23 protein-coding genes are annotated in these 22579 nt (G+C 67.9%); 10 read left to right on the forward strand and 13 right to left on the reverse strand.

Annotated elements, in window-relative coordinates; genetic code table 11:
- Positions 1-3: 3 nt before the first annotated feature.
- Entirely contained in the window at positions 4-138 is a 135-nt protein-coding gene (locus CI089_RS16515) for a hypothetical protein (protein ID WP_256977320.1), read from the reverse strand.
- Between the two features lie 142 nt (positions 139-280).
- On the reverse strand, positions 281-2089 hold the full coding sequence (locus CI089_RS00310) for a DEAD/DEAH box helicase (RefSeq protein ID WP_094259761.1): 1809 nt from the start codon (positions 2087-2089) through the stop codon (positions 281-283).
- Between the two features lie 103 nt (positions 2090-2192).
- Between CI089_RS00310 and CI089_RS00315 the strand changes: the two genes are divergently transcribed.
- Entirely contained in the window at positions 2193-4178 is a 1986-nt protein-coding gene (locus CI089_RS00315) for an ABC1 kinase family protein (protein WP_179223178.1), read from the forward strand.
- 18 nt (positions 4179-4196) lie between these two features.
- Here CI089_RS00315 and CI089_RS00320 read toward each other — a convergent pair whose 3' ends face one another.
- Positions 4197-4700, reverse strand: coding sequence for a 3,4-dihydroxy-2-butanone-4-phosphate synthase (locus CI089_RS00320; RefSeq protein WP_094259762.1), 504 nt, complete (start codon positions 4698-4700; stop codon positions 4197-4199).
- Between the two features lie 223 nt (positions 4701-4923).
- Between CI089_RS00320 and CI089_RS00325 the strand changes: the two genes are divergently transcribed.
- The 3 genes from CI089_RS00325 to CI089_RS00335 all read left to right on the forward strand — a co-directional run bounded on the left by CI089_RS00325 (position 4924) and on the right by CI089_RS00335 (position 8058).
- Positions 4924-7110 (forward strand): MMPL family transporter, encoded by a 2187-nt coding sequence (locus CI089_RS00325; protein ID WP_179223179.1) that lies wholly within the window; start codon positions 4924-4926, stop codon positions 7108-7110.
- A 70-nt stretch (positions 7111-7180) separates the two neighbouring features.
- A complete protein-coding gene (locus tag CI089_RS00330) occupies positions 7181-7708 on the forward strand; it encodes a MarR family winged helix-turn-helix transcriptional regulator (protein WP_094259764.1) in 528 nt (175 codons plus the stop codon).
- Complete coding sequence (locus CI089_RS00335) at positions 7705-8058, forward strand: helix-turn-helix domain-containing protein (protein WP_064954952.1); 354 nt, start codon at positions 7705-7707, stop codon at positions 8056-8058. The genes CI089_RS00330 and CI089_RS00335 overlap by 4 nt, the downstream gene beginning before the upstream one ends.
- 4 nt (positions 8059-8062) lie before the next feature.
- On the opposite strand, the gene CI089_RS00340 is transcribed toward CI089_RS00335, so the two are convergent.
- Positions 8063-8659 carry a VanZ family protein gene (locus CI089_RS00340; RefSeq protein WP_094259765.1) on the reverse strand — a complete coding sequence of 199 codons (597 nt, stop codon included), beginning with the start codon at positions 8657-8659 and terminating at the stop codon, positions 8063-8065.
- Between the two features lie 96 nt (positions 8660-8755).
- Here CI089_RS00340 and CI089_RS00345 point away from each other — a divergent pair, with 96 nt between their 5' ends.
- Both CI089_RS00345 and CI089_RS00350 read left to right on the forward strand, forming a co-directional pair.
- Entirely contained in the window at positions 8756-10186 is a 1431-nt protein-coding gene (locus CI089_RS00345) for a carboxylesterase/lipase family protein (RefSeq protein ID WP_094259766.1), read from the forward strand.
- Between the two features lie 104 nt (positions 10187-10290).
- Positions 10291-10680: a hypothetical protein gene (locus tag CI089_RS00350; RefSeq protein WP_094259767.1), complete on the forward strand. Its 390-nt coding sequence runs from the start codon at positions 10291-10293 to the stop codon at positions 10678-10680.
- Here the strand turns inward: CI089_RS00350 and CI089_RS00355 are convergent.
- The 3 genes from CI089_RS00355 to CI089_RS00365 all read right to left on the reverse strand — a co-directional run bounded on the left by CI089_RS00355 (position 10661) and on the right by CI089_RS00365 (position 13797).
- Positions 10661-11128, reverse strand: coding sequence for a DUF805 domain-containing protein (locus CI089_RS00355; protein WP_094259768.1), 468 nt, complete (start codon positions 11126-11128; stop codon positions 10661-10663). The two genes, CI089_RS00350 and CI089_RS00355, sit on opposite strands and share 20 nt — an antisense overlap.
- Before the next feature lie 132 nt (positions 11129-11260).
- Positions 11261-12904, reverse strand: coding sequence for an ABC-F family ATP-binding cassette domain-containing protein (locus CI089_RS00360; protein ID WP_094259769.1), 1644 nt, complete (start codon positions 12902-12904; stop codon positions 11261-11263).
- A gap of 260 nt (positions 12905-13164) precedes the next feature.
- Positions 13165-13797 (reverse strand): hypothetical protein, encoded by a 633-nt coding sequence (locus CI089_RS00365; protein WP_143738826.1) that lies wholly within the window; start codon positions 13795-13797, stop codon positions 13165-13167.
- A 366-nt stretch (positions 13798-14163) separates the two neighbouring features.
- Between CI089_RS00365 and CI089_RS16145 the strand changes: the two genes are divergently transcribed.
- Positions 14164-15426 carry a hypothetical protein gene (locus tag CI089_RS16145; RefSeq protein ID WP_143738827.1) on the forward strand — a complete coding sequence of 421 codons (1263 nt, stop codon included), beginning with the start codon at positions 14164-14166 and terminating at the stop codon, positions 15424-15426.
- A 135-nt stretch (positions 15427-15561) separates the two neighbouring features.
- Here the strand turns inward: CI089_RS16145 and CI089_RS00375 are convergent, their stop codons facing one another.
- From CI089_RS00375 to CI089_RS00390, 4 genes are all read right to left on the reverse strand, one after another.
- The gene (locus tag CI089_RS00375) at positions 15562-16215 is read right to left on the reverse strand and encodes a hypothetical protein (protein WP_094259772.1); all 654 of its coding nucleotides are present in this window, start codon (positions 16213-16215) and stop codon (positions 15562-15564) included.
- 379 nt (positions 16216-16594) lie between these two features.
- Positions 16595-16822: an RNA-binding S4 domain-containing protein gene (locus CI089_RS00380; protein WP_023954721.1), complete on the reverse strand. Its 228-nt coding sequence runs from the start codon at positions 16820-16822 to the stop codon at positions 16595-16597.
- 20 nt (positions 16823-16842) lie between these two features.
- Entirely contained in the window at positions 16843-17394 is a 552-nt protein-coding gene (locus CI089_RS00385) for a LysM peptidoglycan-binding domain-containing protein (RefSeq protein ID WP_094259773.1), read from the reverse strand.
- A gap of 557 nt (positions 17395-17951) precedes the next feature.
- Positions 17952-18890, reverse strand: coding sequence for a CPBP family intramembrane glutamic endopeptidase (locus tag CI089_RS00390; RefSeq protein ID WP_094259774.1), 939 nt, complete (start codon positions 18888-18890; stop codon positions 17952-17954).
- Between the two features lie 139 nt (positions 18891-19029).
- Here CI089_RS00390 and CI089_RS00395 point away from each other — a divergent pair, with 139 nt between their 5' ends.
- Together CI089_RS00395 and CI089_RS00400 are read left to right on the forward strand one after the other, a co-directional pair.
- Positions 19030-20241 carry a sensor histidine kinase gene (locus CI089_RS00395; protein WP_094259775.1) on the forward strand — a complete coding sequence of 404 codons (1212 nt, stop codon included), beginning with the start codon at positions 19030-19032 and terminating at the stop codon, positions 20239-20241.
- Complete coding sequence (locus CI089_RS00400; protein WP_094259776.1) at positions 20238-20864, forward strand: response regulator transcription factor; 627 nt, start codon at positions 20238-20240, stop codon at positions 20862-20864. The genes CI089_RS00395 and CI089_RS00400 overlap by 4 nt, the downstream gene beginning before the upstream one ends.
- 97 nt (positions 20865-20961) lie before the next feature.
- Here CI089_RS00400 and CI089_RS16520 read toward each other — a convergent pair whose 3' ends face one another.
- Entirely contained in the window at positions 20962-21273 is a 312-nt protein-coding gene (locus tag CI089_RS16520; RefSeq protein WP_256977326.1) for a hypothetical protein, read from the reverse strand.
- An 80-nt stretch (positions 21274-21353) separates the two neighbouring features.
- Positions 21354-21551 (reverse strand): hypothetical protein, encoded by a 198-nt coding sequence (locus CI089_RS16525; protein WP_256977327.1) that lies wholly within the window; start codon positions 21549-21551, stop codon positions 21354-21356.
- A gap of 28 nt (positions 21552-21579) precedes the next feature.
- On the opposite strand from CI089_RS16525, the gene CI089_RS00410 reads away from it, so the two are divergent.
- Positions 21580-22548 carry a GIY-YIG nuclease family protein gene (locus tag CI089_RS00410; RefSeq protein WP_094259777.1) on the forward strand — a complete coding sequence of 323 codons (969 nt, stop codon included), beginning with the start codon at positions 21580-21582 and terminating at the stop codon, positions 22546-22548.
- Positions 22549-22579 lie beyond the last annotated feature (31 nt).

The following is a 22579-nucleotide window of genomic DNA, read 5'->3' on the forward strand; positions in this document are numbered from 1 at the left end:
CCGTCAGCGGTCGGTTCGGGCGTCCTCGGCAGCCTCTTCGGCTTCGGCGCCCTCTTCGGGGGACTCGGAACCGGCCGATGCCGCGTCGTCTCCGTCGTGCTGATGCTCGTCGTCTCGTCCGTGGTGGTCGGGGCTCATGTCACTTCTCCGATCGGCTCGCGTGGCGTCCCGCGATCGCAGGACACCTCCACTGTGCACGCCGAGCGGATACCGCGAACCGGGCTTGCCCCGGAAGCGGATGCGTGCGAGTCGGTCTCCGCTCCCGGGTGAGGCCGGACTGTCAGTCGCTCGGCTCCGAGCGGTGGCGGGGCTTGCGCGCAGGACGGTCGTCGCGGTCGCGCGGACGGTCGTCGCGGTCGTACCGGCCCCGCGAGCTGCGGCTCGGCCCGCCGGTGTCGACGCGGATCTCGATCGCCTTGCCCGAGATGCGGGTGTCGGCCAGGCGGTCGAGCGTCGACTGCGGCATGTCGGACGGCAGCTCGACGAGCGAGAAGTCGGGCCGGATCTGGATGGCACCGAAGTCGCCGCGGCTGAGACCGCCCTCGTTCGCGAGCGCGCCGACGATCTGACGAGGCTCGACGCGGTGACGCTTGCCCACCGCGATGCGGTAGGTGGTCATGTTCGGGTTGCTCGCGCGCGGGCGGCGTTCCGGACGCCCGTCGCGGTCGTCGCGGTCGAACGAGCGCGGGGCGCGGTCCTCGCGCGGCGCGCGTGCGCGCGGCTCGGGGTCGGGCTCGAGCAGAAGCGGGGTCTCGCCCTGCGCGACCACGGCGAGCGCGGCGGCGACGTCCACTTCGGGCACATCGTGGTGACGGACGTAGTGGGCGACGATGTCGCGGAACCGCTCGATGCGGTCGGTGTCTTCCAGCGCCGCGGTGATGCGGTCGTCGAAGCGCGACAGGCGCGTCACGTTGACCTCGTCGACGCTCGGCAGCTGCATCTGCGTCAGCGGCTGGCGCGTCGCGCGCTCGATCGCGTTCACGAGCCCGCGCTCGCGCGGCGTGACGAAGCTGATCGCGTCACCCGTGCGGCCGGCACGCCCGGTGCGGCCGATGCGGTGCACGTACGACTCGGTGTCGGTCGAGATGTCGAAGTTCACCACGTGGGAGATGCGCTCGACGTCGAGGCCGCGGGCAGCGACATCCGTGGCGACCAGGATGTCGAGCTTGCCCGACTTCAGCTGGTTGACGGTGCGCTCGCGCTGCACCTGGGCGACGTCGCCGTTGATGGCGGCGGCGGAGTAACCGCGGGCGCGCAGCTTCTCGGCGACCTCCTCGGTCGCGCTCTTCGTGCGGGCGAACACGATCATCGCCTCGAAGTTCTCGACCTCGAGGATGCGGGTGAGGGCGTCGATCTTCTGCTGGTACGACACGATCAGGTACCGCTGGGTGATCGTCGAGGAGGTCGTCGTCTTCGACGCGACGGTGATCTCTTCGGGGTCGTTGAGGTACTGCTTCGACATCCGACGGATGGCCGCGGGCATCGTCGCCGAGAACAGCGCGACCTGCTTGGTGTCGGGGGTGTCGGCGAGGATCGTCTCGACGTCCTCGGCGAAGCCCATCTTCAGCATCTCGTCGGCCTCGTCGAGCACGAGGTACTTCAGCTCGGACAGGTCGAGCGTGCCCTTGTCGAGGTGGTCCATGATGCGGCCGGGCGTACCGACGATCACGTGGACCCCGCGGCGCAGTGCGGAGAGCTGCACGCCGTATCCCTGGCCGCCGTAGACCGGCAGCACGTGAACGCCGCGGGTGCGCGACGCGTACTTCTCGAACGCTTCGCAGACCTGCAGCGCGAGCTCGCGCGTCGGGGCCAGCACGAGGGCCTGCGGCGTCTTCTGCGTCAGGTCGAGCCGGTCGAGGATCGGCAGGGCGAAGGCCGCGGTCTTGCCGGTACCGGTCTGCGCGAGCCCGACGACGTCGCGTCCCTCGAGGAGTGTCGGGATGGTCGCTGCCTGGATCGCCGACGGCGTCTCGTAGCCCACGTCGGAGAGCGCCTTGAGCACCTGCTCCCCCAGCCCGAGGTCGCGGAAAGTGATGACGGGCGGTTCGTCGACGGACTCGGGTACAGGCTGTTCAGCAGAAGTGGACACGCTTCAGGGTAGTCCGACGTGCCTGAGAACGCGCGATCGGCCCGGCGCGCTTCGGCCCGGTGCCCTAGCCTCGAAGCAGGTCGACGGACTCGAGGGGGTACCGATGCCGGAGTGGCTGCTCTTCACCATCGCGGCGGTGGTCTTCTCGATCGCGGCCACCTGGCTCGCCAAGCGGGCGCTCGAGGCGCGGGTCGGCTGGGTGCGCGGGCCGCTCGTCTCGCTCATCGTCTTCGTCGTGTTCGGACCGCTCGGCATCTGGGTGCTGCGCGGAGCGGGTGTGCTTCAGGAGGAGGGCGGGCTGCTCACCGACCAGCCCGTCGCCTTCGGCTTCGTGCTGCTCGTGCTCGCGTGGCTGTTCGCCATCGTCCTGATCGCCCTCATCACGCTCGAGCTCATGTGGCCGGCGCGGCCGCCGATGGGCCCCGTCACCTACGTTCGCGAGGCGCTGCACCGGCGCCGCCGAGCGGTGCGGTACGCGCGCATCGTCGCGATCGCCTCGCGGCATGGCCTCGGTGGCATGCGCAGCGAATCGGCGCGGGCCGAACTGCCCCGGGCGCTCGCGGCCACCCTCGACGACGCGGGCGTCACCTTCGTCAAGCTCGGCCAGATCCTCTCCACCCGCAACGACCTCCTCCCCGCCGAGATCACGAGTGCGCTCGCCTCCCTGCAGATGGACACGACGCCCATCCCGTGGCACGAGGCGAAGGCTGCGATCGAGAAGCAGCTGGGCCGACCGCTCGAACTGGTCTTCGCCAGCATCGACGAGACCCCGCTGGCAGCGGCATCCGTCGGCCAGGTTCACAGCGCACGGCTGAAGGACGGTCGTGCGGTCGTGGTGAAGATTCAGCGGCCGAAGGCGCGTGCGCAGGTGGCCACCGACCTCGACATCATCGAGCGGGCGGCCGCAGACCTCGAGCGGCGCACGACGTGGGCGAAGGATGTCGGCGCCTCGGCCCTCGCCGCGCAGTTCGCCGTCGCACTGCGCGAAGAGCTCGACTACCGCGTCGAGGTCTCGAACATGGAGATGCTGCGCGACTCGATGACCGCCGCCGACGCTCGCGCGGTGCGGATCCCCGATGTCTACCCCGAGCTCTGCACGGAACAGCTCATCGTCATGGAGCACGTGCAGGGCATCCCGTTCAGCCGTCTGCCCGAGCCCGGCAGCGAGGCGCCGGGCGCGGTCGCTCCCGAAGAGGCGACGCGCATCGCCGACGCCGTGCTCGACGTCATCGTCGGGCAGATCGCGTTGCGCGGCGTGTTCCACGCCGATCTGCATCCCGGCAACCTCATCCTGCAACCCGACGGCATCGTCGCCCTCATCGACTTCGGGTCGGTCGGAATCATCGAGCGCAGCATGCGGCGCCTGCTGCTGCCGATGCTCGTCGCGCTCCACAACGAGGACGACTCGGGGGCGACGGATGCCGTGCTGATGCTCGTGAAGCCGCGCGGCGACGCCGAGCTCGACGTCGGAGCACTTCAGCACGACATCGGCGTCATCCTCACACGACTGCACAACTCCACCTCCGACCAGCACCTCTTCACCGCACTGATCGAGGTGCTCCGGCGCCACCGACTCGCACTCCCGCCCGGTCTGCTGCTGGGATTCCGGACGCTCGGCGCGATCGAGGGGACGCTGCGGCGACTCGATCCCGACTACGACATGATCAAGCGCGCACTGTCGCGGGCCCCGCAGTACGCCCTGCACATGAACGACCCGCGCTCGGTGGCGATGACCGCTCAGGTGCAGCTGCAGCTCGGGATCGAGCGGGCGCGTGAGCTGCCCCGCCGCGTGGACGGCATCCTCGGCGATCTCGAGGCGGGCCGTCTCACCCTCCGTCTCCGCGCGCTGGAGTCCCCCGACGACCGCTCCTGGGTCGAGTCGCTCACCGGACGTCTCACCACGACCCTCGTCGGGGCCACCCTGGTCATCGTCGGCGTCATGATGGGGGTCGTGCAGCACGGACCGCTGCTGACCGACTCGGTGTCGGTGTTCCCGTTCCTGGGTAGTGTGGTCGGGCTCGGCGGCTTGTTGCTGCTGCTGCGTTCGCTGCGAACGGCGCTCGTCCGTCGCGTCAACTCGAACAGCTGAAACCCCGCGGTTGCGGGCTCACCGGCGCAGCACCTCCTGACGCAGACGTGCGAGGCGCCACGACGCGACCGGCTGGAACGCTCGCCTCATGATGGCGAGGACGGCCCCGGTGTGAGCGAACTCGTGGGCGACGATCGTCCCGCGCCCGGGGGCCGGAATCGGGCGAAGAGCACGCTCGCCGGCCGAGATGCCCGTCGTCACGCCGCGTGCTGGCGTGCCGTCGATCGACACGGTGAACGCGGTGCCCATGTGGTCCTCGTTGTGCGGAACCATGGGAGGAAGCTCGAGCTCCGCGGCGCGCGAGGCCGGGAGCGCGAGGCACACCAGCCCTCGTCCGTGCGTGATCATGAAGTTGATGACGCCCGCGTCGGCGTGGTCGGCGGCCGCGACGAGATCGCCCTCGTTCTCGCGGTCCTCGTCGTCGACGATCACCACGATCTCGCCCCGCGCGATGGCGTCGATGGCTTCCGAAGCGGGATCGAGAACGGTCTCAGCGGCAGTGTGATCGAGCTGAATGGTCATGATGTTCCCCCTGGTGTGCGGCCGCCCTCCGGGCGGCTTTTATTAGATGACAACGCATATATTGCCCCAGCATGCGTGTTGTGCAGATTGACGTTATCGACGCCTGGCCCGAGCGCGCAAGCGCCTCGCATCTCGGATCAACAATGTTCACCTGGCGCAACATGCTGTATACATGACACAACACGCATGCTGTGCCACTTAGATCGGAGACACCATGAAAGCCATGACCACCCTCGCGATCCGACGACCACGAACCGTCCTCATCGCCTGGGCACTGCTGTTCGTGGTGGGCGCACTGTTCGCTCTCCGCCTGGACGGCGTACTGAGCGGCGGCGGGTTCACCAACCCGCGGGCCGAGGCACTGCTGGCCCAAGAGACGGTCGAGGAAACGTTCGACGAGGCCCCGAATCAGCTGGTCATCGTTCTCGATGCCGCTGCCCCGCTCACGCGAAGCGACGTGAAACATGCGGCCGATCTGGCGACTGAGGCGGGCGCGAAGACCATCACCACCGCGTTCGATCAGCCCGACCTCGGGTCGGAGGACGGTCGCACCATGGCGGTCATCGCGGGCTTCACCCAGGACAGTACGGCGGTGCAGAACATCGCGCCGCGGTTGCAGGCCGCGCTCGACGACGCCAGCATCGCCGGCGAGGCCTTCGTCACGGGGCAGCCGGCACTCGATTATCAGCTGAACGCGCATTCCAAGGCGGACGCGCTGCGCGCGGAGATCATCGTGTTCCCCGTGCTGATCGTGGTCCTCCTGTTCGTCTTCGGATCGATCGTGGCGACCCTTCTGCCGCTCTTGGTCGCCGGCTCGGCGCTGATGATCTCGCTCGGTTTCGGCACCCTCGCCACGGGCGTCACGGAGATCTCGAACCTCTACTCCAACATCGTGTCGATGATCGGCCTCGCCGTCGCCGTCGACTACTCGCTGTTCATCATCAAACGCTTCCGCGAGGAACTCGCGGCGGGGCGCAGCACGCCCGAGGCGATCACCGTGACCATGTCCACCGCGGGCCATTCCGTGCTCTTCAGCGGTATCGCCGTCGCCCTGGCCCTATCAGCCCTCTTCGTGCCGCGCGTGATGGCTCTGACGAGCATCGCCCTCGGCGGCGTCGTGGTCTCTCTCGTCGCCCTCGGGGTCACGATGCTGGTGCTGCCAGCTGGGCTCGCGCTGCTCGGCGCACGCATCGACGCCGGCCGCATCCCGGTTCGCCTGCGCCGGCGAACAGACGACGCAGGTCGGGGCAGCGTGCGCTCGCGCATCCGCCGCCCCGGTCTCGTCGGCGCCGCCGGCGTCGCTGCGCTCGCTCTCGCGGCGATTCCGGTTCTCGGGCTGTCGCTGCAATCTCCCGTCGCGAGCGCGACGGTGCTGCCGGCTGACGACCCCGCCCGGCAGGGCCTCGAACTCCTCGAGCGGAACGTCGGGCAGGAGGGGCTGTTCCCCGTCGACGTCATCGTGACCTTCCCCGCGGGCACCCAGCCGGTCGATGCGCTCGATGCGACGGCCACCGCGAGCGCGTGGATCGCCGGTCGCTCCGGTGCCGGCACCGTTCTCGACGCTGCCTCGTTCGCGCCGGTCGGCGGTTCGGCGGCGATCGCGCTCGAAGCGGGCGAGACTCCCCCGCAGCTGCAGCGCTTGTGGCACGCCGAAGATGCGAAGATCACGGTGCGACTGCTGGCGACGACAGCCGAGGGACCCGACTCCGTCAGTGCGCACGCCCTCGTCAGCGACATCCGTGCCGGCCTCGCCGATCAGCTTCCCGACGGCACCCACGTCGCGGTCACCGGCGCGACCGCGCAGGGACTCGACTTCGACGAGACGATCATCCAGAGCATCCCGCTGATCACCGCGATCGTCCTCACGTTGACGTTCCTGATGCTCGCCTTCGCGTGGCGATCGGCGATCCTGCCGGCGCTCGCCCTCGTCTTCAACCTCCTCGTCGTCGGCGCGAGCCTGGGTGTGTTGACCCTGCTGCAGGGGTGGATGAGCGACGATCCGCTCAACTCGGTGACGCCGGTCCTGCTTTTCGCCGTGATGTTCGGCCTGAGCATGGACTACATGGTCATCATCATGTCGCGCATGCGCGAGCTCTACCGGGCGGGCATGCCGTTCGAGCAGTCGGTGCTGCAGGGCGCTGCTCGAACGCGCACGATGATCAACAGCGCCGCACTGATCATGATCGCGGTGTTCCTGTCGTTCACGACGGCTCAGATCAGCATCGTCCGCGAGATCGGCATCGGCCTGGCGATCGCGGTCGCACTGGATGCCGTGGTCATCCGGATGCTGGTGATGCCGAGCATCCTGCGAGCCCTGGGGCCGCGTTCGTTCGGCCGCCGCACCGAGGAGACCGCACCGCCGACGGCCGCCGACACCGGAACCCCGGCGCCGCTCCCCGCGCTCACCTGACCCGGGGCACTTCCTGACACAATGGGGCGGGGCCCTCCACCCCACCGCCCACGAACGGCTGGAACCCGCAATGACCGATATGGCCACCTCGCCGACGATCCACCCGCGCGAATCGGGACTGGCGCCGTTCGAGCTGCGCTACCTCGTGCTGGCGGCGCAGCGCGAGGGCAACCGAGCTCTCAGCCGGCAGCTCGCACCCCTCGGCCTGACGTCGTCGCAATTCGAGATCGTGCTCGTGCTCGACTCCTACGGGCCGATCTCACTCAAGGAGCTGGGCGGCCTCATCGTCTGCGAGACGGGCAGTCCCAGTCGCATCGTCGACACACTGGTGCGTCGTGGGTTCGTCGAACGTGCAACGCATCCGGCCGACCGCCGAGCGGTGGCGCTGCAGTTGACCGCGGCGGGAAAGGCGCTGGTCCCTCAGCTTCGTGAGATCGACCGCGCCGTCGACGAGGGAGCCCACGCCCAGCTCGCTCCGGAAGACCTCGCGGGCCTCGCCCGTGCGCTCCGTCACTACCTGGCGGGCAGCGAGTACGGCGAGGTGCTCGAGCGCCGCTTCGGCGATGATCGCCGCCCCCTGGCCGACGGTGACTCATGAAGATCCGCGATCTCGTCCACTTCGTCGCCGCGGCCGACACGCTGCACTTTCCGCGTGCCGCCGAGAAGCTCGGGGTGTCGCTCCCGGTGCTCTACTCGTCGATCGATCGCCTGGAAGAAGAAGTCGGACATCCGCTGTTCACGAAGGACGGCGGCAAGCCGCGCCTGACCCCGGCGGGCACCCTGCTGCTCGCCGACGCCCGAGCCGAGGTCGCCGCGGCTCCCGCGCCGGCCGTCGCGCCGAAGCAGAAGGCGTCGGGCGGCGGAAAGGCCAAGGCGTCGAAGGGCTCGGGCCGTGCCCCCATCGTCAAGGGACAGCCCAAGCCGTACAAGAAGCGTCAGGGACGCTGACCCCTCAGGCGCGGGAGGCGACCGTCTCGCGGTCTCGCTCCTCCGCATTCCCCCGGGGGTACCAGCGGAACCGGTCGATCAAGCGTGCCAGCACGGGAACGCGCGCGAGCAGGAGCAGCAGACCGTAGCCCAGCGCACCGCCCGCGACGTTCGAGAGGAAGTCGTTGATATCGGCGATGTGTCCGCCGGCGAAGTACGCCTGCGCCGCGAGCTGCAGTGACTCCACGGTCAGGCTCGTGACCGCCGCGGCGCCGATGACCTTCAGCCAGGTCGGCCGGGCGAGCATGAGCGGGATCAGGATGCCGAGCGGCACGAAGACGAGCATGTTCATCAGCGCGTCGTCGAGCTCGTAGTCGGCGAAGGGGATGAGCGCCAGCCCCGGAGTCCACGGCACCCCCGAGTCGGGCTTGTCGAGGAAGATCGGGAAGATCGTGTTGCCCACGATGCCCGCGGCGTAGACGGCGACCGCCGCGGCCACGGCCGCGCGGGCCGGCGAGAAGACGCGTCGAGCCCACAGCACGGCCAGCAGCACGGCGAAGACGACGATGCCGAAGGGGATGACGACGGGAAGGACCGGTACTTCGGCGAAGGGGTTGCTCATCACTGTCGACGCTATCGGTAGGTGAGCCGCAGGCCTCGCGCGCTCGAACGCCGCTTAAGCGACTCTCATACGGTGGGAGGAACGAAGGGAGCAGGGATGCCGGAGGAAGTCGTGTCGGACGAAGCGCGGGTCAGCATCGGCGGCGGTGAACTGCGAGGCTCGCGCCTGAACGGGGTCGACCGCTACCTCGGCATCCCGTACGCGAAACCGCCCGTCGGCGAGCGCCGCTTCCGGGTAGCCGAGCCGGTCGACCCCTGGGACGGCGAGCGCGACGCGACACGGTTCGGCCCCACGGCCCCGCAGACCCCGTATCCGGGCGACCTCGGCGAGCTGCTCACGGTGCCGACGATCGAGGGCGACGACATCCTCACCGTCAACGTGTGGGCACCGGTCGGCGCGGCGGACGCCCCCGTCGTGCTGTGGCTGCACGGCGGTGCACTCGAACGCGGCGCCGCCGCGCAGACGATCTATGACGGCACCACGTTCGCCCGAGACGGCATCGTCTTCGTCTCGGCGAACTATCGGCTCGGCGTGGAGGGCTTCAGCGTGCTCGACGGCGTTCCCCTCAACCTCGGGCTGCGGGATGCCGCGGCGGCCTTGCGCTGGGTCAGCGACGAGATCCGCGCCTTCGGCGGCGACCCGGCGCGCATCACACTCATGGGCGAGTCGGCCGGTGGCGCCCTCGTCGCCGCGCTGGTGAGCGAACCGCGGTCGCGCGCCCTCGTTGCGGGGGCGATCATCCAGTCGGGTCCGCTCGAAGCTGCGGAGCCCGACAAGGCGCGCCGGGCGTCGGACGCGATCGCCCGCGAGCTCGGCATCGCGACCACCCGTGAGGCCTTCGCTGCAACGCCCACCTCCGACCTCCTGAGCGCGCGGTCACGGGCCTCGGCCGGGTCGAGTCCGCTGCGCGGCGCGCCCGGATTCGTCCTCGCCCTCGACGACGAGTCGCTGCCCGAGGTGCCCGAAGTCGCGCTGACGTCGGCGGAGCTGCCGATCATGATCGGCACCAACACCGACGAGTACCGCCTGTGGCTGACTCCCGACGCGATCGCCCGGATCGGGCGGCTGGAGGCATGGGTGGCGCGGCGCGCGATGGGGGTGTCCGAGCGGGCGGCCCGGGCCGCCGCACGCTCATTCCCCGGCGCATCGCCCGGTGAGGTTCTGGGGCAGCTCCTCACCGACCGGATGCTGCGCGCCCCCGCGACCCGCGTCGCCCGCGCGCGCACCGCACCGACGTTCGTCTACGAGTTCGCCTGGCGCAGCCCGGTTCGGGGTCTCGATGCCGCACACGCGCTCGAGATCGGCTTCGCCTTCGACCGGCTCGGCGACCCCGAGGCGCTGCTGCTGGCGGGCCCGGACGCCCCCGCCGACCTGGCGCGCGACATGCACGCGGCCTGGGTCGCCTTCATCCGCGCGGGCGACCCCGGCTGGCCGCAGTTCTCACCGTCGCACACGACCCGCATCTGGGATGCCGCGAGCCGCGACCTGCCCCAGCGACGGGTCGAGGTCATCGACGCCCTGAGCTGATCGGGCATACGCGAAATCCCCCGCGTCGGCTAGGGCCTCTCTCCAATTCGTCGTCGGTGCGAGAGTTTTCCTCCGGACCTCTCGCACCGACGAACGGAGCCGTCATGACGGACGCCAACACCACACCTGCCACGGGCGACGACGCCGCCATCGACGATGCCGACGCGCAGACGTCTGCCCCCGAGGCATCCGAGCGCACATCGGGCGTCACGCGCGCCGCGTCGCGGGTCGTGCACGGGGTCGCTGATGCCGGCAAGGGCGCCATCCACAAGGTGCAGGACGCCGCGAAGGATGCACTGCCCGACGCCGTTCCGGACGTCGCTGACAAGATCGTCGACGCGGCTGCCGGTTTCGCCACCGCCCGAATCGATCAGAACGTCAGAATCGTCGACGGCGCGCTGACGCTCACCCGCCGCACCGGCAAGGCTGCGCGCATCGCCGCGGTCATCGGTGTCGTCGCCGTCATCGCGTTGCTCATCGCCCGCCGGTCGTAACGGGATCGAACCGCGCTCCCCCGCGCTCACCGCGGATCGAGAGCATGATCGCCAGGGCGATCCAGCCGATCAGCGGCAGGACGATCAGAAAGAACCACACGCCGCTGCGGTTCGTGTCATGCAAGCGACGCCAGGTGACGGCGAGCATCGGCAGCAGGGTCACCAGCGAGAAGACGAGCACGATGACGTCGGGGACATCTTGAACCACGCGAGTGTCGATGGGACGCCAGTCGCCTGTGGTGAAACCGTTGACGATCTGCACCATGACCGGGAACAGGACGATCACAAGCATCGGCCACCAGAACTCCGACCGGCTCGCGCGTCCGCGGAAGGTCGCATAGTTCTGCATCCACCGCCGCAGTGCCGCGAGCGGAGGTGCGCCGACGTAGGGCCGGTTCAGCGGCGGCTCGGTGAGACGGTTCGGCTGGGGTGTCGCGTCGCTCGTCATCTCCCGAGCCTACGGGGCGCCCTCACGCGGAGGCGCGTGCCACCGGCCTCGGGTTCCGGCTCGATCCGCATCGGGCGCTTGTTCGACCTCGGCGAGGCCGGCCAGGTCGTGATCCACTGGCGCACTGTACTCTCAGGCCTCGGTGACGCGGCCGCCCTCGACGTGCCAGCGACGGTTGGTGCTCACGGCATCCAGCATCCGCCGGTCGTGGGTGACGAGCAGCAGCGTGCCGTCGTGCGACTCGATCGCCTGTTCGAGCTGCTCGATCGCGGGCAGGTCGAGGTGGTTGGTCGGCTCGTCGAGCACCAGGACGTTCACGCCGCGCGCCTGCAGCAGCGCGAGACCGGCGCGGGTGCGCTCCCCCGGCGACAGCTCGTCGACCGGGCGCAGCACGTGATCGGCCTTGAGACCGAACTTCGCGAGCAGCGTCCGGACCTCCCCCGACGCCATCTCGGGCACGAGAGCTTCGAACGCGTCGGCCAGTGGACGTGAGCCCACGAGCAGCGAGCGCGCCTGGTCGATCTCGCCGATGCTGACGCTCGACCCGAGTCCGGCCGATCCCTCGTCGGGAGCCTGCCGACCGAGGATCGTGCGCAGCAGCGTCGACTTGCCGGCGCCATTCGGCCCGGTGATGCCGATGCGGTCGCCGGCGTTGACCTGCAGCGAGACCGGTCCGAGCGTGAACGCCCCCTGCCGGACGACCGCGCCGTTGAGCGTCGAGACGACGGAGCTCGACCGCGGCGCAGCACCGATCGTGAATTCGAGCTGCCACTCCTTGCGGGGCTCGTCGACCTCTTCGAGCCGGGCGATGCGGCTCTCCATCTGGCGCACCTTCTGCGCCTGCTTCTCGCTCGACTCCGTCGCGGCCTTGCGCCGGATCGTGTCGTTGTCGGGATTCTTCTTCATCGCGTTGCGGACGCCCTGACTCGACCATTCGCGCTGCACCCGAGCACGAGCGACGAGATCGGCCTTCTTGCCCGCGAACTCGTCGTACTTCTCGCGCGCGTGACGGCGCACGGTCGCCCGCTCTTCGAGGTAGGCGTCGTAGCCGCCGCCGTAGATGCGGTGCGAGTTCTGCGCGAGGTCGAGCTCGAGCACGCGGGTGACGCTGCGCGCGAGGAACTCACGGTCGTGGCTGACCAGCACGACTCCCCCGCGCAGGCCGCGCACGAACGCTTCGAGTCGCTCGAGCCCGTCGAGGTCGAGGTCGTTCGTCGGCTCGTCGAGCAGCACGATGTCGAAGCGCGACAGCAGCAGGGCCGCGAGCCCGACGCGCGCCGCCTGACCGCCCGAGAGGGATGTCATGAGGATGCCGTCGGCGTCGAGCTCGAGCCCGAGGTCGGCGAGCACGATCGGCAGGCGCTCGTCGAGGTCGGCCGCACCGCTCGTGAGCCAGCGCTCGAGGGCCGTGGCGTACCGGTCGTCCGCGCCGGGGATCGAGGGATCGCCGAGGTCGGATGCCGCGGCATCCATCTCCGCCGTCGCTTCCGCACACCCGGTGCGACGGGCGATGTACGCGGCGACGGTCTCGCCCTCGACGCGCTCGTGCTCCTGCGGGAGCCAGCCGACGAACGCGTCGGCGGGAGCAAGACTCACGGTACCCGCCTGAGGTGCGTCACGCCCGGCGAGGATGCGCAGCAGCGTGGACTTGCCGGCGCCGTTGGCCCCGACGACCCCGACGACGTCACCCGGACTGACGGTGAGATCGACGCCGTCGAAGAGTGTGCGGTGGCCGTATCCGCCGGCGAGGCCCTGAGCGACGAGAGTTGCGGTCACCGGACGATTCTTCCATCTGGTGGGGTGGGCTATCGCCTCACACTTCGCTAGCGAGGTCGAGCGGAAGCGTCTCGACTACGGCTCGCCTGCGGCTAACGGGACTTGAACCCGTTAACCGGCTAGCGGCCGGGATGGACGCTCGCTGCTGCAGTTGATCTCACGGCCGACGTTGACGACGCACTGGACGATGGTTCCCTTCACACTACGAGGACCTACGGTCGTGCTAACGGCTGGGGCTGGCGTCGCCCCGATGCACCCGCTCACTCAAGCACAGCAGTGACGGCATCTGCGGCGACGTTAACTGAAGTTTCGGGACCGACCATCGTGCCTTGAACGATCGCCCACGCGCCGCCAGCGAATGCGTACCCGAGGTGCGTTCCTATCCCTTCTGGGACGTCTTTGGAGAACATCTCGACCTCGCCGCGCGTAGTGTGCGCGTACTCGTCAGAAACGGCGAGCGCAGCCACCACCTCCGACGCCGCCGGTGACTCGACGGCGACCACGATGACGTAGAAGCCCCCATCGGTCTGGGGAATGCCGTAGGTGCAACCCACCAGCTCTGTTGCGGACCGGAAGAGCTCTTGTGCTGCAGGTCCCAAAACGTTGGGCGCCTCAATGACATCAAGAGGATCCGGCCCTTGAACGCGGTCGTCGTTCACAGCAACGCGCACCTGCTCGATACTCATGAGGCCGGAACAGTCGGGAATCACGATCCGTTCCGAAGATGAGGGTGGGCTCGGCGTCGGCGTCGGGCTCGTGATCCTGGTGGATGGAGTTTCTTGGGAGCCCGCCTGTGACTGCGACGGGCCATCGTCACTGCCATGACTAGAACAGCCGCCTACGGTCACCATCACGACCGCAAGAACAGCAACGCAGAGAAGGCGCGACGACATGTATCGACCTTATCGATCAACGGCTGAGCGGCGACGGGGGTGGCGCCGTCCCCTCGAGCAGTAGCGGCAGAGTATGCGGGGCAGTTCAGGTGACTCGCCGCAGAAGACGTTCAGCAGAAGCCGCGTTACGGGCGAGGGGCGGGAGAGCGTCAACGCCCGACCATGCGGGGTGTTGAGCGTATCGTCCCAGAAAGCCCGCAATACCCAGGCTTTCATCATCTGTGATGAGGACGTCGGGGCTAACCCTCATCGATGCATCGAGTCACACCCGCCCGGGTTGGTAGAGCATGGCAGGCCTGATGGGACGGGAGCGTGCAGGAATATGAGCGCGTTTCTTTTTGCGCGTATTTCGGGGAGGATGTGCTCATGACGCTGGCAGACGCAATCCGCACGATGGGCACCACAGTACGAGTCGAGGGCCAAAGCGGGCCGGAATTGGCAGCCGAAGTAGCGACTCTGCAAGGTGACCTTGTCCTGGCCAAACCAGGGCTTCCGTACAAGGGATCAGTCATCGCGGCTCAAGGGCTGGACCGTGACCTTTTCTTGAGACCGATCGCGGCGATGTTGGAACTCGCCCGTGGAACGGCTCTGAACGACGATCCTGAGATATCGGCGGTGACGCGACGCTGGTCGGTGTTGCGGCACCTCGGAGTTTTCGCGATCAAACCGACCACAAGAGCGTTGCTACTCGATGGGGCGGCACTCCAGTTCATCGGCCCGAACCAGCGGCGCGTGCTCTCCGAGGAGCTTGGTATCGGGTTCGGCATCGTGGCCGCGAAGGAATGGTGCCGATCACGGAACCCTGCAGTTGGACCCATCACCGCCATAGACGTCGATCGAGCCCTCTACCGCGGTCAGGTCCCGAACCTTCAGCGCAACGGCGAGCGTCAACCGGACTACCTCTTATCCTATCCGAATCCGACAAACCCCAGCGCGAAAGTCTTTGAGCTCCTGGAGACGAAGGGGACCGTTAACCACTCGAACGCCAAAGCGCAACTTGCTCGAGCAGTCACACAGCTGGCGGGTCTGACTGTGAATGGCCGCGCGCTAACGGGGCTGGCGGTTTCGACGGTATCGAACTCGTCTGGCATCACAGTCTTGGCCGTGGACCCGGAAGAAGATCCGATGACCTGGGAGCCCTCTGCGGAAGAACTGACCTACTGGCGCGGCCGCGAGGGACGTAAAAGGGAGGACGTCCTGAAGGTTGACGTCGACCCCAACGAACTCTTTGCGAGCGCCACCAACGTGGACCGAGCCGCGCAGGCTGAGTTCAGTGGGCAGTATGACGCGTCGTCGAGATGGCTTCCGAAGCATGAACGACGGGGGTCAGATCGACAGCCAGCAATCGCACAGCGCGTAACCGACTTGGGCAAATTCGTCGGTATAGAGGTGGTGATTGAGGCGACCGGCAGCGATCAGCGCTTGCGACTCTTCCAGGGCGTTGAGATACATGTCGCCGAGGAGCTGAGGGGCTTCGACGAGGTTGGGGTGACCCAAGCTCAGGAGTCGTTCGCGCGGACCAAGCTCGAGCCCTCTCAGCGCGCCACGGTGGCCGCAGGCGTCGACGACGCGGCCCAGGCCGTCGCCTACTCCTCAGACGGGTCGATCCTCGAACTATCTGTCGACTAGCGGGACTGGGGTCTCTGTGTCAGCCACTGAGCTTTCGCGCATCTGAAAGCCGACTCACGAGCAGCCGTCCACAAAGCCCACTACGACTCAGCTGTGGCGAGTCGGCGCTGTTGAATCAGTAATGTTCGCAACGCGTCAACGACGACCCCAGGCGCCCCCGAGCGCCGCGTCGCGCGCGGCACGCCAGGTGACGAGGTACGGATAGGCGGTGTTCACATCGTGGGCGCGGCGAGCGGCGCCGACTGCGGGGGCGAGGAGGGCCGCGTCGCTGCACTCGTACGAGTGGCCGAAGGGCAGGGGGAACCGCGACCGGAAGTGGTCCATCCACAGCAGCACGAGGTCGCCGTCGTGGGCGAGGACTCCGTTCGAGAACGATCCGCGCTCGTGGCGGACGATGTCCCAGCCGCCGCCCGCGCGCGGAACGGCGGAGAAGTCCGGGTCACCCATCCACCGCCACGCATCGCGGTGGCGGTTGGGCGCGCCGATGCGACCGGCGAGGGCTGCGGCGAGGGCGTCAGGGGTCCAGGGCGCGGGGAAGAACGACGAGAGGCTCGCGATCAGCGCGAGGGGGCTGAGAGGCCCGGCATCCGCGCTCTGACGCTCGGCGGCGAGAGCTTCGTTCAGGATGACCGTGTTCGTAGCGGGCGCGCCGGGATCGAGCATGGCGAGGTAGAGCTGCAACATGTCGAGGTACCGCCGGTGGTCGGCGGCCGTCGCGAACGGCGGAAGCGGGATGTCGGCGACGGGCCCGCGCCCTGCGGGCACGTCAGCGTCGAGGAACTGTTCCATGCCGACAGTTCGGCGCAGCTCAGGGCGGGTGCTGGCGAGGTGGGATGCGGGTGGCTTTTCATCTGTTAGCAAGGGAGTGAATGGCTAGCATCGACATCAATCGCCTCCCGTCGCGGCTCGCCCGCCGAGGCGCGTGAGAAAGGCCGCCACCGAATCTGATGTCCGTACGCCGTAGGTCCGTCAGCCCTGGCTTCGTCGTCGGAGCCGTCGTGTACGTTGCGATCGTCGTGACGTTCGTGATCCTCGGGGCCACCAATTTCGGTCGGGGGAACGACGATGCACCGCCTGTCCTGCCGTCGGACTTCCCGCGCCCGACCGTTACCGGGACCGTAGGCCCCTGAGAAGGGCGGCGCTGGCCCCTCGCGAGGGAATCTCGGTGCTACGGACGAACCCGAGCCCCGCGTCCGTCGAAGACGACGACGTCGTCGTGCTGCAGCTGGCGTCCGCGGCGGCGGTCGACCTCGCCATTGACCGTGACGAAGCCGTCGATGATGGCTTCCTTCACGTCACCGCCCGAGTCGAGCAGGCCCGCGAACTTCATAAACTGGCCGAGGCGGATGCCGTCGCTCCCGATCGAGACGTCGATGATCCGGGGAGTTTCAGCCATGCCAAAATGCTAGCCGAGCGCTACGGGCGGAGGATCAGGATGTCGCCGGGCTGGATCTCCACCGGGGGCATGAACTTGCCGTTATACGACATCACAGTGACGTAGTCGATGCACAGGCGATCGCTGATGCCCCACGCCGTGTCGCCGGACGCCACCGTGTAAGTCGAGATCTCGCCCTCATCGTTCAGCCCGACCTCGCCAGATGCGTAGGGGGCCGGGCCGAGGTCTGTGATGGTTCCACCGAGCCTCGCCGCGGGATTGCCCGCATCGTAGGGATGGATCGCGGCCCACGTCGGGCAGTCGCCTGGCCCTATGGTCGGGATGGCGATTCCACCACCGATGTCCTGATACCCGGGGAGCTCGTCGTCGGTGCCGACAGGAGACGTCGTCTCGATGGCAGCATCTGTCGGCGGGCTAGCCGGCCCCTGATCCGTTGCCGTGTGCTCAACAGACGCCCCGGAGTCGGAGGCGGTGGAGCTCGAGAAAGATGCGAAAGCCGGCACGGCCATCGCGACGAGGCCGGCGACCGCCAGAGCGGAGACACCGAGCAACACACCTTCGCCCTTGTTCATTGCTGGGGAGGCTATCCGACACTCGTGTCGGCGCGCCAGAGCGTCCGAGCATCCAATCCGGCGAGACGGTTACGGTCGAGGGTTACGGTCGAGACCGTCACGCCCGTAGCGTTGTCGGCACGATGGCGAGCCAGCGCCGCAGACATCGACACGGCGTCAGTCGGGTCGCATTCATCCGTTGCCATCGATCTGCCTATCCCCACAACAGCGCCGTCATACCTCAAAACAACACGTTCGCCATCGTCGCCTACTTCACCAATCACCCCGCAAATCAGTCCACGTCCCACACATACGCACGAGCTCCGGCGCGATTCCCGGCGGCGATCTGATCGACGTTTTCCCCCGTCATCAGAAACACCGACACCATCTTCGACGAGTTCCAGTGGAAGCGAGTTTCTTCCGGCAGCTGCGAGACGTTCAAGCTGAACCGCGCGTTCACAACCGACCGCGCCGGGGAACTCTTCCGGGTCGTTGCACGAATCAACCGGGTCAACGAGGTCGTCGCCGGATACCTGCGTCAAGCAGGTCCTCGCGGTCAGCACCGGAACAGATCATCGTCACGGTGCTGACCGCTTCGCCGGCAAAGAGCACGGGACGGTCCTTCCCCGGCGAAGCGCGCTGACCGTCAGCACGAGCCCGATAACCCCCTGCACTCCCCCGATCGCGAGCCACGAGCTGACGGCATCCACTTCCGGCATCGCCGCCACGGCGATGTAGTTGCCGACGTGGAAGCCTCCGTGCACGCCGACGGCGGCCCACAGCGACCCGGTCCACAGCAGCAGCCCGACGGCGAGCAGGGAGAACCCGAGCGGAAGCGCGAGGTACAGCACGTGCTCCGAGACCGATTGCTGTCCGCCCTGCGACACCAGGTGGATGGCGGTGAAGACGAGCGTGGTGACTGTGATCGCCAAGACGGGGCGGTCGCGCAGTCGCCAGAGCAGCCATCCGCGGAACAGCAGTTCCTCGGGCAGTGACTGCTGCACGAAGGCGAGCCCGAGGTAGTAGATGATCAGCAGCGCGCTGACGAGCACGACATCCTGTTCTCCGCCGGGAAGTTCGTCGTCTCGGACGGGGCCGATCGCCGGAAGCGCTGCATAGACGATGACCACGGTGAGCGCGGAGACTCCGATGCCGAGCGCAAGCCACAGACCCGAGCTGCGTCGCCAGCTCCACCCTGCGGCTCGCAGGGGTGCGCGCTCGACTGTGGTCATCCAGATGCGCAGCACGAGTAGGACGAATCCGAGCACCGACAGTTGCACGACTGCGGCCAGCGCGACCCCCCACGGCGACGAACCGCCGAAGACCTCCGCCGCCCCCGGAATCAGAACCACAACGGCGGGAATCACCCCCGCCACGAGGTTCGCCGCCATCAGAATCGCGACCGCGACGACCGCTCTCACGACGATGCCGACCGGACCAACACCGAGTCGGGGCTGGCCCGGTGGATGAATGAAATCGCCCGAAGGTGCGGCGCTGGATGCCGGTGAGGAGGTCATGTCGCAAAGCTAGAAGCCGGCCTTTGGCTGAGTATCGTCCTCGGGTCAGTCCCGCTCGTTCCGGCAGTTACTCCTCGCCGGGCGAAAGTCGTGACTCGGGTCACCGCCACGACCCGCGTCGCCTGCATACGCTGAAGCCATGGCGCGCATTCCGACTCTTCGTACCGGTCTGCTCGACATCGCTGTGAGCCTGGGGCTGGCCGGTCCGGTTCTGATGGTGCTCTACTCCTACGACATCCGCCCGCTCTGGCTCACCGCGACGGTTACGGTTCTGACGGCTGTCGCCATTGCCGTCTGGGTGCTGTGGCGCAGGTCGGGCCAGCGTTCGCGTGTTGCGGCCGCCCTGTTCGCCGTCATCGCCGTCGTCGTGATGTCGTTCGGCAACGGCGCCCTCTATTACGGCATCATCTGGGCGGCTTTGCTGATGCTCGGCGTCACGTTCTCCGCGACGAGAGTGCTGTGGGGCTATGCGACCACGCTCGTCGTCATCGTTCTGTCCCTGCATCTCGCCAGCGGAAGCCCGGCAGAGTTCATGCTCGCGGAGGCCATCGGCACGGCAGTTCTCGCGGGGATCGCTGCGGCGGTCGCGGTCGTGCTGCGAGACAGTCTGCGTGTGAACGACGATCTGCAGGATGCTCTCGCGCGGCTCGACGCGGCGCACGCCGAGCTGCAGCGACGGTACGCCGCCGATCGCGATCTGGTCCTCGCGCAGGAACGGGAGCGTACGGCTCGCGAACTGCACGATGACCTCGGCCATCGCCTCACGGCGGTCGGGCTCTCGCTGGACTACGCGAGCCGCGTCGCCGATCCGGCTGCAGCGCGCGACGAGGTCGTCCACGCCCGAGCGGTCGTCGGCGAGAGCCTGGAAGCGATGCGGCGACTCGTCCGTGCGATGCATCCGATCGAGCTCGGCGAGCTCGGCGACCTCGACGCGTTCCGGACGCTGGCAGAGAGCTTCCGTGGCACGGGGCTCACCGTCATGGTCGAGATCGTGGACGAGCGCTCTCTGCCACGCGAGCACGCACTGCTCCTCCTCCGCTTCGTTCAGGAAGGTTTGACGAACGTCATCCGACACGCGGATGCTGCAACCGCCGGCCTGCGCATCGAGGTCGGCGCCACGTCGATTCAGGCGACACTCGACGACGATGGCGTCGGGTCCCAGGGTGGGACACCGCAGGCGGCGGGTTTCGGCCTGCGCTCGCTGCGTGCACGGGCCGAGGAGCTCGGCGGCTCGCTGGCGGTTGAGGGAGGAGCGTCGGGTTTCCGACTCTCGATGCTGCTGCCCGTCCGGGCTGGCGGCGAGACTGCGGATACCCCGGAAGCCGTGAACGTGCCGGCGGGAGTCGTGTGAGCGTCATCCGGGTGCTCGTCGTCGACGATCAGGAGCTTCTTCGTCGCGGCCTGCGAATGATCCTCGAGACCGACAGCGGCGTCGAGGTGGTCGGCGAAGCGGAGGACGGTTCGCGGGCGCTCGCGCTCATCCCGACCGTCCGCCCCGACATCGTGCTCGCGGATGCGCGCATGCCCGTCCTCGATGGGCTCGGGCTCGTCCGAGAGTGCGCGGTGCATCATCCGGGTCTGCCCGTTCTCGCCCTCACGACGTTCGACGATGCGGAACTCGTTCGATCGCTGCTCGAAGCGGGCGCCGCGGGGTTTCTTCTGAAGGATGTCTCAGCCGAACGCCTGCTCGACTCGATCAGGCAGGTCGTAAATGGCGGCTTGGTCATCGACCCGCGCGTCGCTCGCGTCGCGCTCAGCCGTGACAGCGCTGCCGCTCCCCCGCTCTCCCCCGACCTGACGCAGACGGAGCAGGCCGTCGCCAACCTGCTCGCGCTCGGGCTACCGAACGCGGAGATCGCGGCGCGCCTGCACCTGGCTCACGGCACCGTTAAGAACGCGGTCTCGGCGCTGCTCAGGAAGCTGGGACACAGTGACAGGACGTCGCTGGCGTTGGAGTTGGCGCGCGGGAGGTGACGCGGCCCGAGTGGGTCCGCGGCGAAGTTCTGCAGGCTCGAAAACCACTCGCGCGCGCTCGCACCGGGGCGCCCGACGTCCGCGGTGTGGCCTAAGTTCACAGTAGAGCCGCGGCGCCGCGGCCGATGGTGCGCTCGGCGACGAGCCCGGTGCGAGAAAGCGCGCGGATCGCGCCCGCGCGGAGGTCGACCGCGCTGAAGCGTCCGCCGGTCGAAGTGGACCGCTCATCCGCGTCGATGACCGCTTGCGCCGCGAGCAGCTCGAGGTCGACGGCCTGCAGATCTGCGGCCTCGACAGGGCCGGCCGCGCGCGGGAGGACCAGGCGCGGATGGATCGTTGCGATCTCGTCGCGGACCGTCGTCTCCCACGAGGTCTCGTCGAGATCGGTCGGCTTGTTCGGACGCGTCACCGGCCAGGCGCGTCTATCGATCTGGTTCAGAGTGTCGATGATCGGTGCCGAACCGCTGTACGCCGCCGACCACTCCGCGATCAGCCGCGTACGATCTGCGCTGACCGCCGAGAGAGAGGCCGAACCGCGCCGGCGAGTTGGGCGATCTCTCCCGCGTCGTCGAGTGTGTATCCGTGGCGCGCGAGCGCTCCGATCCACGCCGGGTCGGTGCTGGCGACGAGCTCGTCCTGCGCGTTGATGACGGTGTGCAGCTGTTGGCACCCGTGCGCATCGATCAAGGCGACCGCAATGCGCTAGACATATCTAGTGAGCGAATCATTCTCCGCCGCGCCATCCGGAGGCGCGCTAGCCCCATCGAAGCTCGAAGAGGGCGCCTCTGCTGCAGTACCGAATGTGGACGACGTTGAGTCAAGCCGACCATCCGCTGACATACCCGTGGTGTCCGAAGGGCAAAACATCGATGATGACGAGACCGCTAACGATGCTCCTCTCGCCCCGCTCGAGGAGATCCGGCAGCTTCTCTACGAAGACCAGTCACGACTTGGCGACGTGTACCGCCTGTACATCGATGGGGGACTCAGCCCGCAAGAAGTCGCTGACCGACTGAACATTGAGACGCCCAACTTCGTTTACAGCTACCGCGCTTACATCGAAGCAATCCTCAACGGAAAAGTCTCGACTGGGGTGCAGCTCCGACGCCAGACCGCCAGCGCCCTCAGATCGTTGATCAAACGGAACAAGACCGCACTCAGCGTTGAAGCTCTGAACATACTAAACACGCATCTTGCGCTGGCCGAGCAAGCAGTAACGTCCGATGACGCCGCAGATGAATCGCTATCCGAAGCGGAACAGGACGAGGAAAATCGTGCGGTAACTGGCGCGCTCGTAGGAAAGATTGGCATCTACGCCTTCTCATACGGCTGGTATCTCGAGAACCCGGTCGACGCGAAAGCGAACACGCTCATAAAGATCGGAAAGTCCGAGAACGTCGGTGTGCGCATCCGCCAGCATCGTCTCGGCGCACGAGCGCACATTCCTGAGCCTCTGGTTGTCGTACGGGTGTATGGCGTCGGAGACCGCGACCTCGACCAGACGGAGCGGGACTTCCATCGACTCCTGAGCACGGCGGGTCACGACAATCCTCGGAGAGTGGTGGCGCAACGGAGTGAGGTAGGCAAAGAATGGTTCCTCACCAACGAGGCTTTCCTCGATGCCATCGCCAGTGCGCTCGGCCTGCGGACCGAGTACATCGGGCGCTCCGAGTTCGTTGAATGACTGCACAACTGAGATCGGCCACGGACCGCGT

Origin of the sequence: Microbacterium sp. Yaish 1, assembly GCF_002245215.1 — a bacterium.
Lineage (GTDB): Bacteria > Actinomycetota > Actinomycetes > Actinomycetales > Microbacteriaceae > Microbacterium.

Bases quoted from the DNA above. Each gene is read 5' to 3' on its own strand.
- CI089_RS00350 (WP_094259767.1), top strand. From the start codon at position 10,291: ATGACGGACGCCAACACCACACCTGCCACGGGCGACGACGCCGCCATC.
- CI089_RS16145 (WP_143738827.1), top strand. From the start codon at position 14,164: ATGACGCTGGCAGACGCAATCCGCACGATGGGCACCACAGTACGAGTC.
- CI089_RS00355 (WP_094259768.1), bottom strand. From the start codon at position 11,128: ATGACGAGCGACGCGACACCCCAGCCGAACCGTCTCACCGAGCCGCCG.
- CI089_RS00330 (WP_094259764.1), top strand. From the start codon at position 7,181: ATGACCGATATGGCCACCTCGCCGACGATCCACCCGCGCGAATCGGGA.
- CI089_RS00365 (WP_143738826.1), bottom strand. From the start codon at position 13,797: ATGTCGTCGCGCCTTCTCTGCGTTGCTGTTCTTGCGGTCGTGATGGTG.
- CI089_RS00340 (WP_094259765.1), bottom strand. From the start codon at position 8,659: ATGAGCAACCCCTTCGCCGAAGTACCGGTCCTTCCCGTCGTCATCCCC.
- CI089_RS00385 (WP_094259773.1), bottom strand. From the start codon at position 17,394: ATGAACAAGGGCGAAGGTGTGTTGCTCGGTGTCTCCGCTCTGGCGGTC.
- CI089_RS00325 (WP_179223179.1), top strand. From the start codon at position 4,924: ATGACCACCCTCGCGATCCGACGACCACGAACCGTCCTCATCGCCTGG.
- CI089_RS16515 (WP_256977320.1), bottom strand. From the start codon at position 138: ATGAGCCCCGACCACCACGGACGAGACGACGAGCATCAGCACGACGGA.
- CI089_RS00390 (WP_094259774.1), bottom strand. From the start codon at position 18,890: ATGACCTCCTCACCGGCATCCAGCGCCGCACCTTCGGGCGATTTCATT.
- CI089_RS00335 (WP_064954952.1), top strand. From the start codon at position 7,705: ATGAAGATCCGCGATCTCGTCCACTTCGTCGCCGCGGCCGACACGCTG.
- CI089_RS00395 (WP_094259775.1), top strand. From the start codon at position 19,030: ATGGCGCGCATTCCGACTCTTCGTACCGGTCTGCTCGACATCGCTGTG.
- CI089_RS00345 (WP_094259766.1), top strand. From the start codon at position 8,756: ATGCCGGAGGAAGTCGTGTCGGACGAAGCGCGGGTCAGCATCGGCGGC.
- CI089_RS00320 (WP_094259762.1), bottom strand. From the start codon at position 4,700: ATGACCATTCAGCTCGATCACACTGCCGCTGAGACCGTTCTCGATCCC.
- CI089_RS00380 (WP_023954721.1), bottom strand. From the start codon at position 16,822: ATGGCTGAAACTCCCCGGATCATCGACGTCTCGATCGGGAGCGACGGC.
- CI089_RS00315 (WP_179223178.1), top strand. From the start codon at position 2,193: ATGCCGGAGTGGCTGCTCTTCACCATCGCGGCGGTGGTCTTCTCGATC.
- CI089_RS00375 (WP_094259772.1), bottom strand. From the start codon at position 16,215: ATGGAACAGTTCCTCGACGCTGACGTGCCCGCAGGGCGCGGGCCCGTC.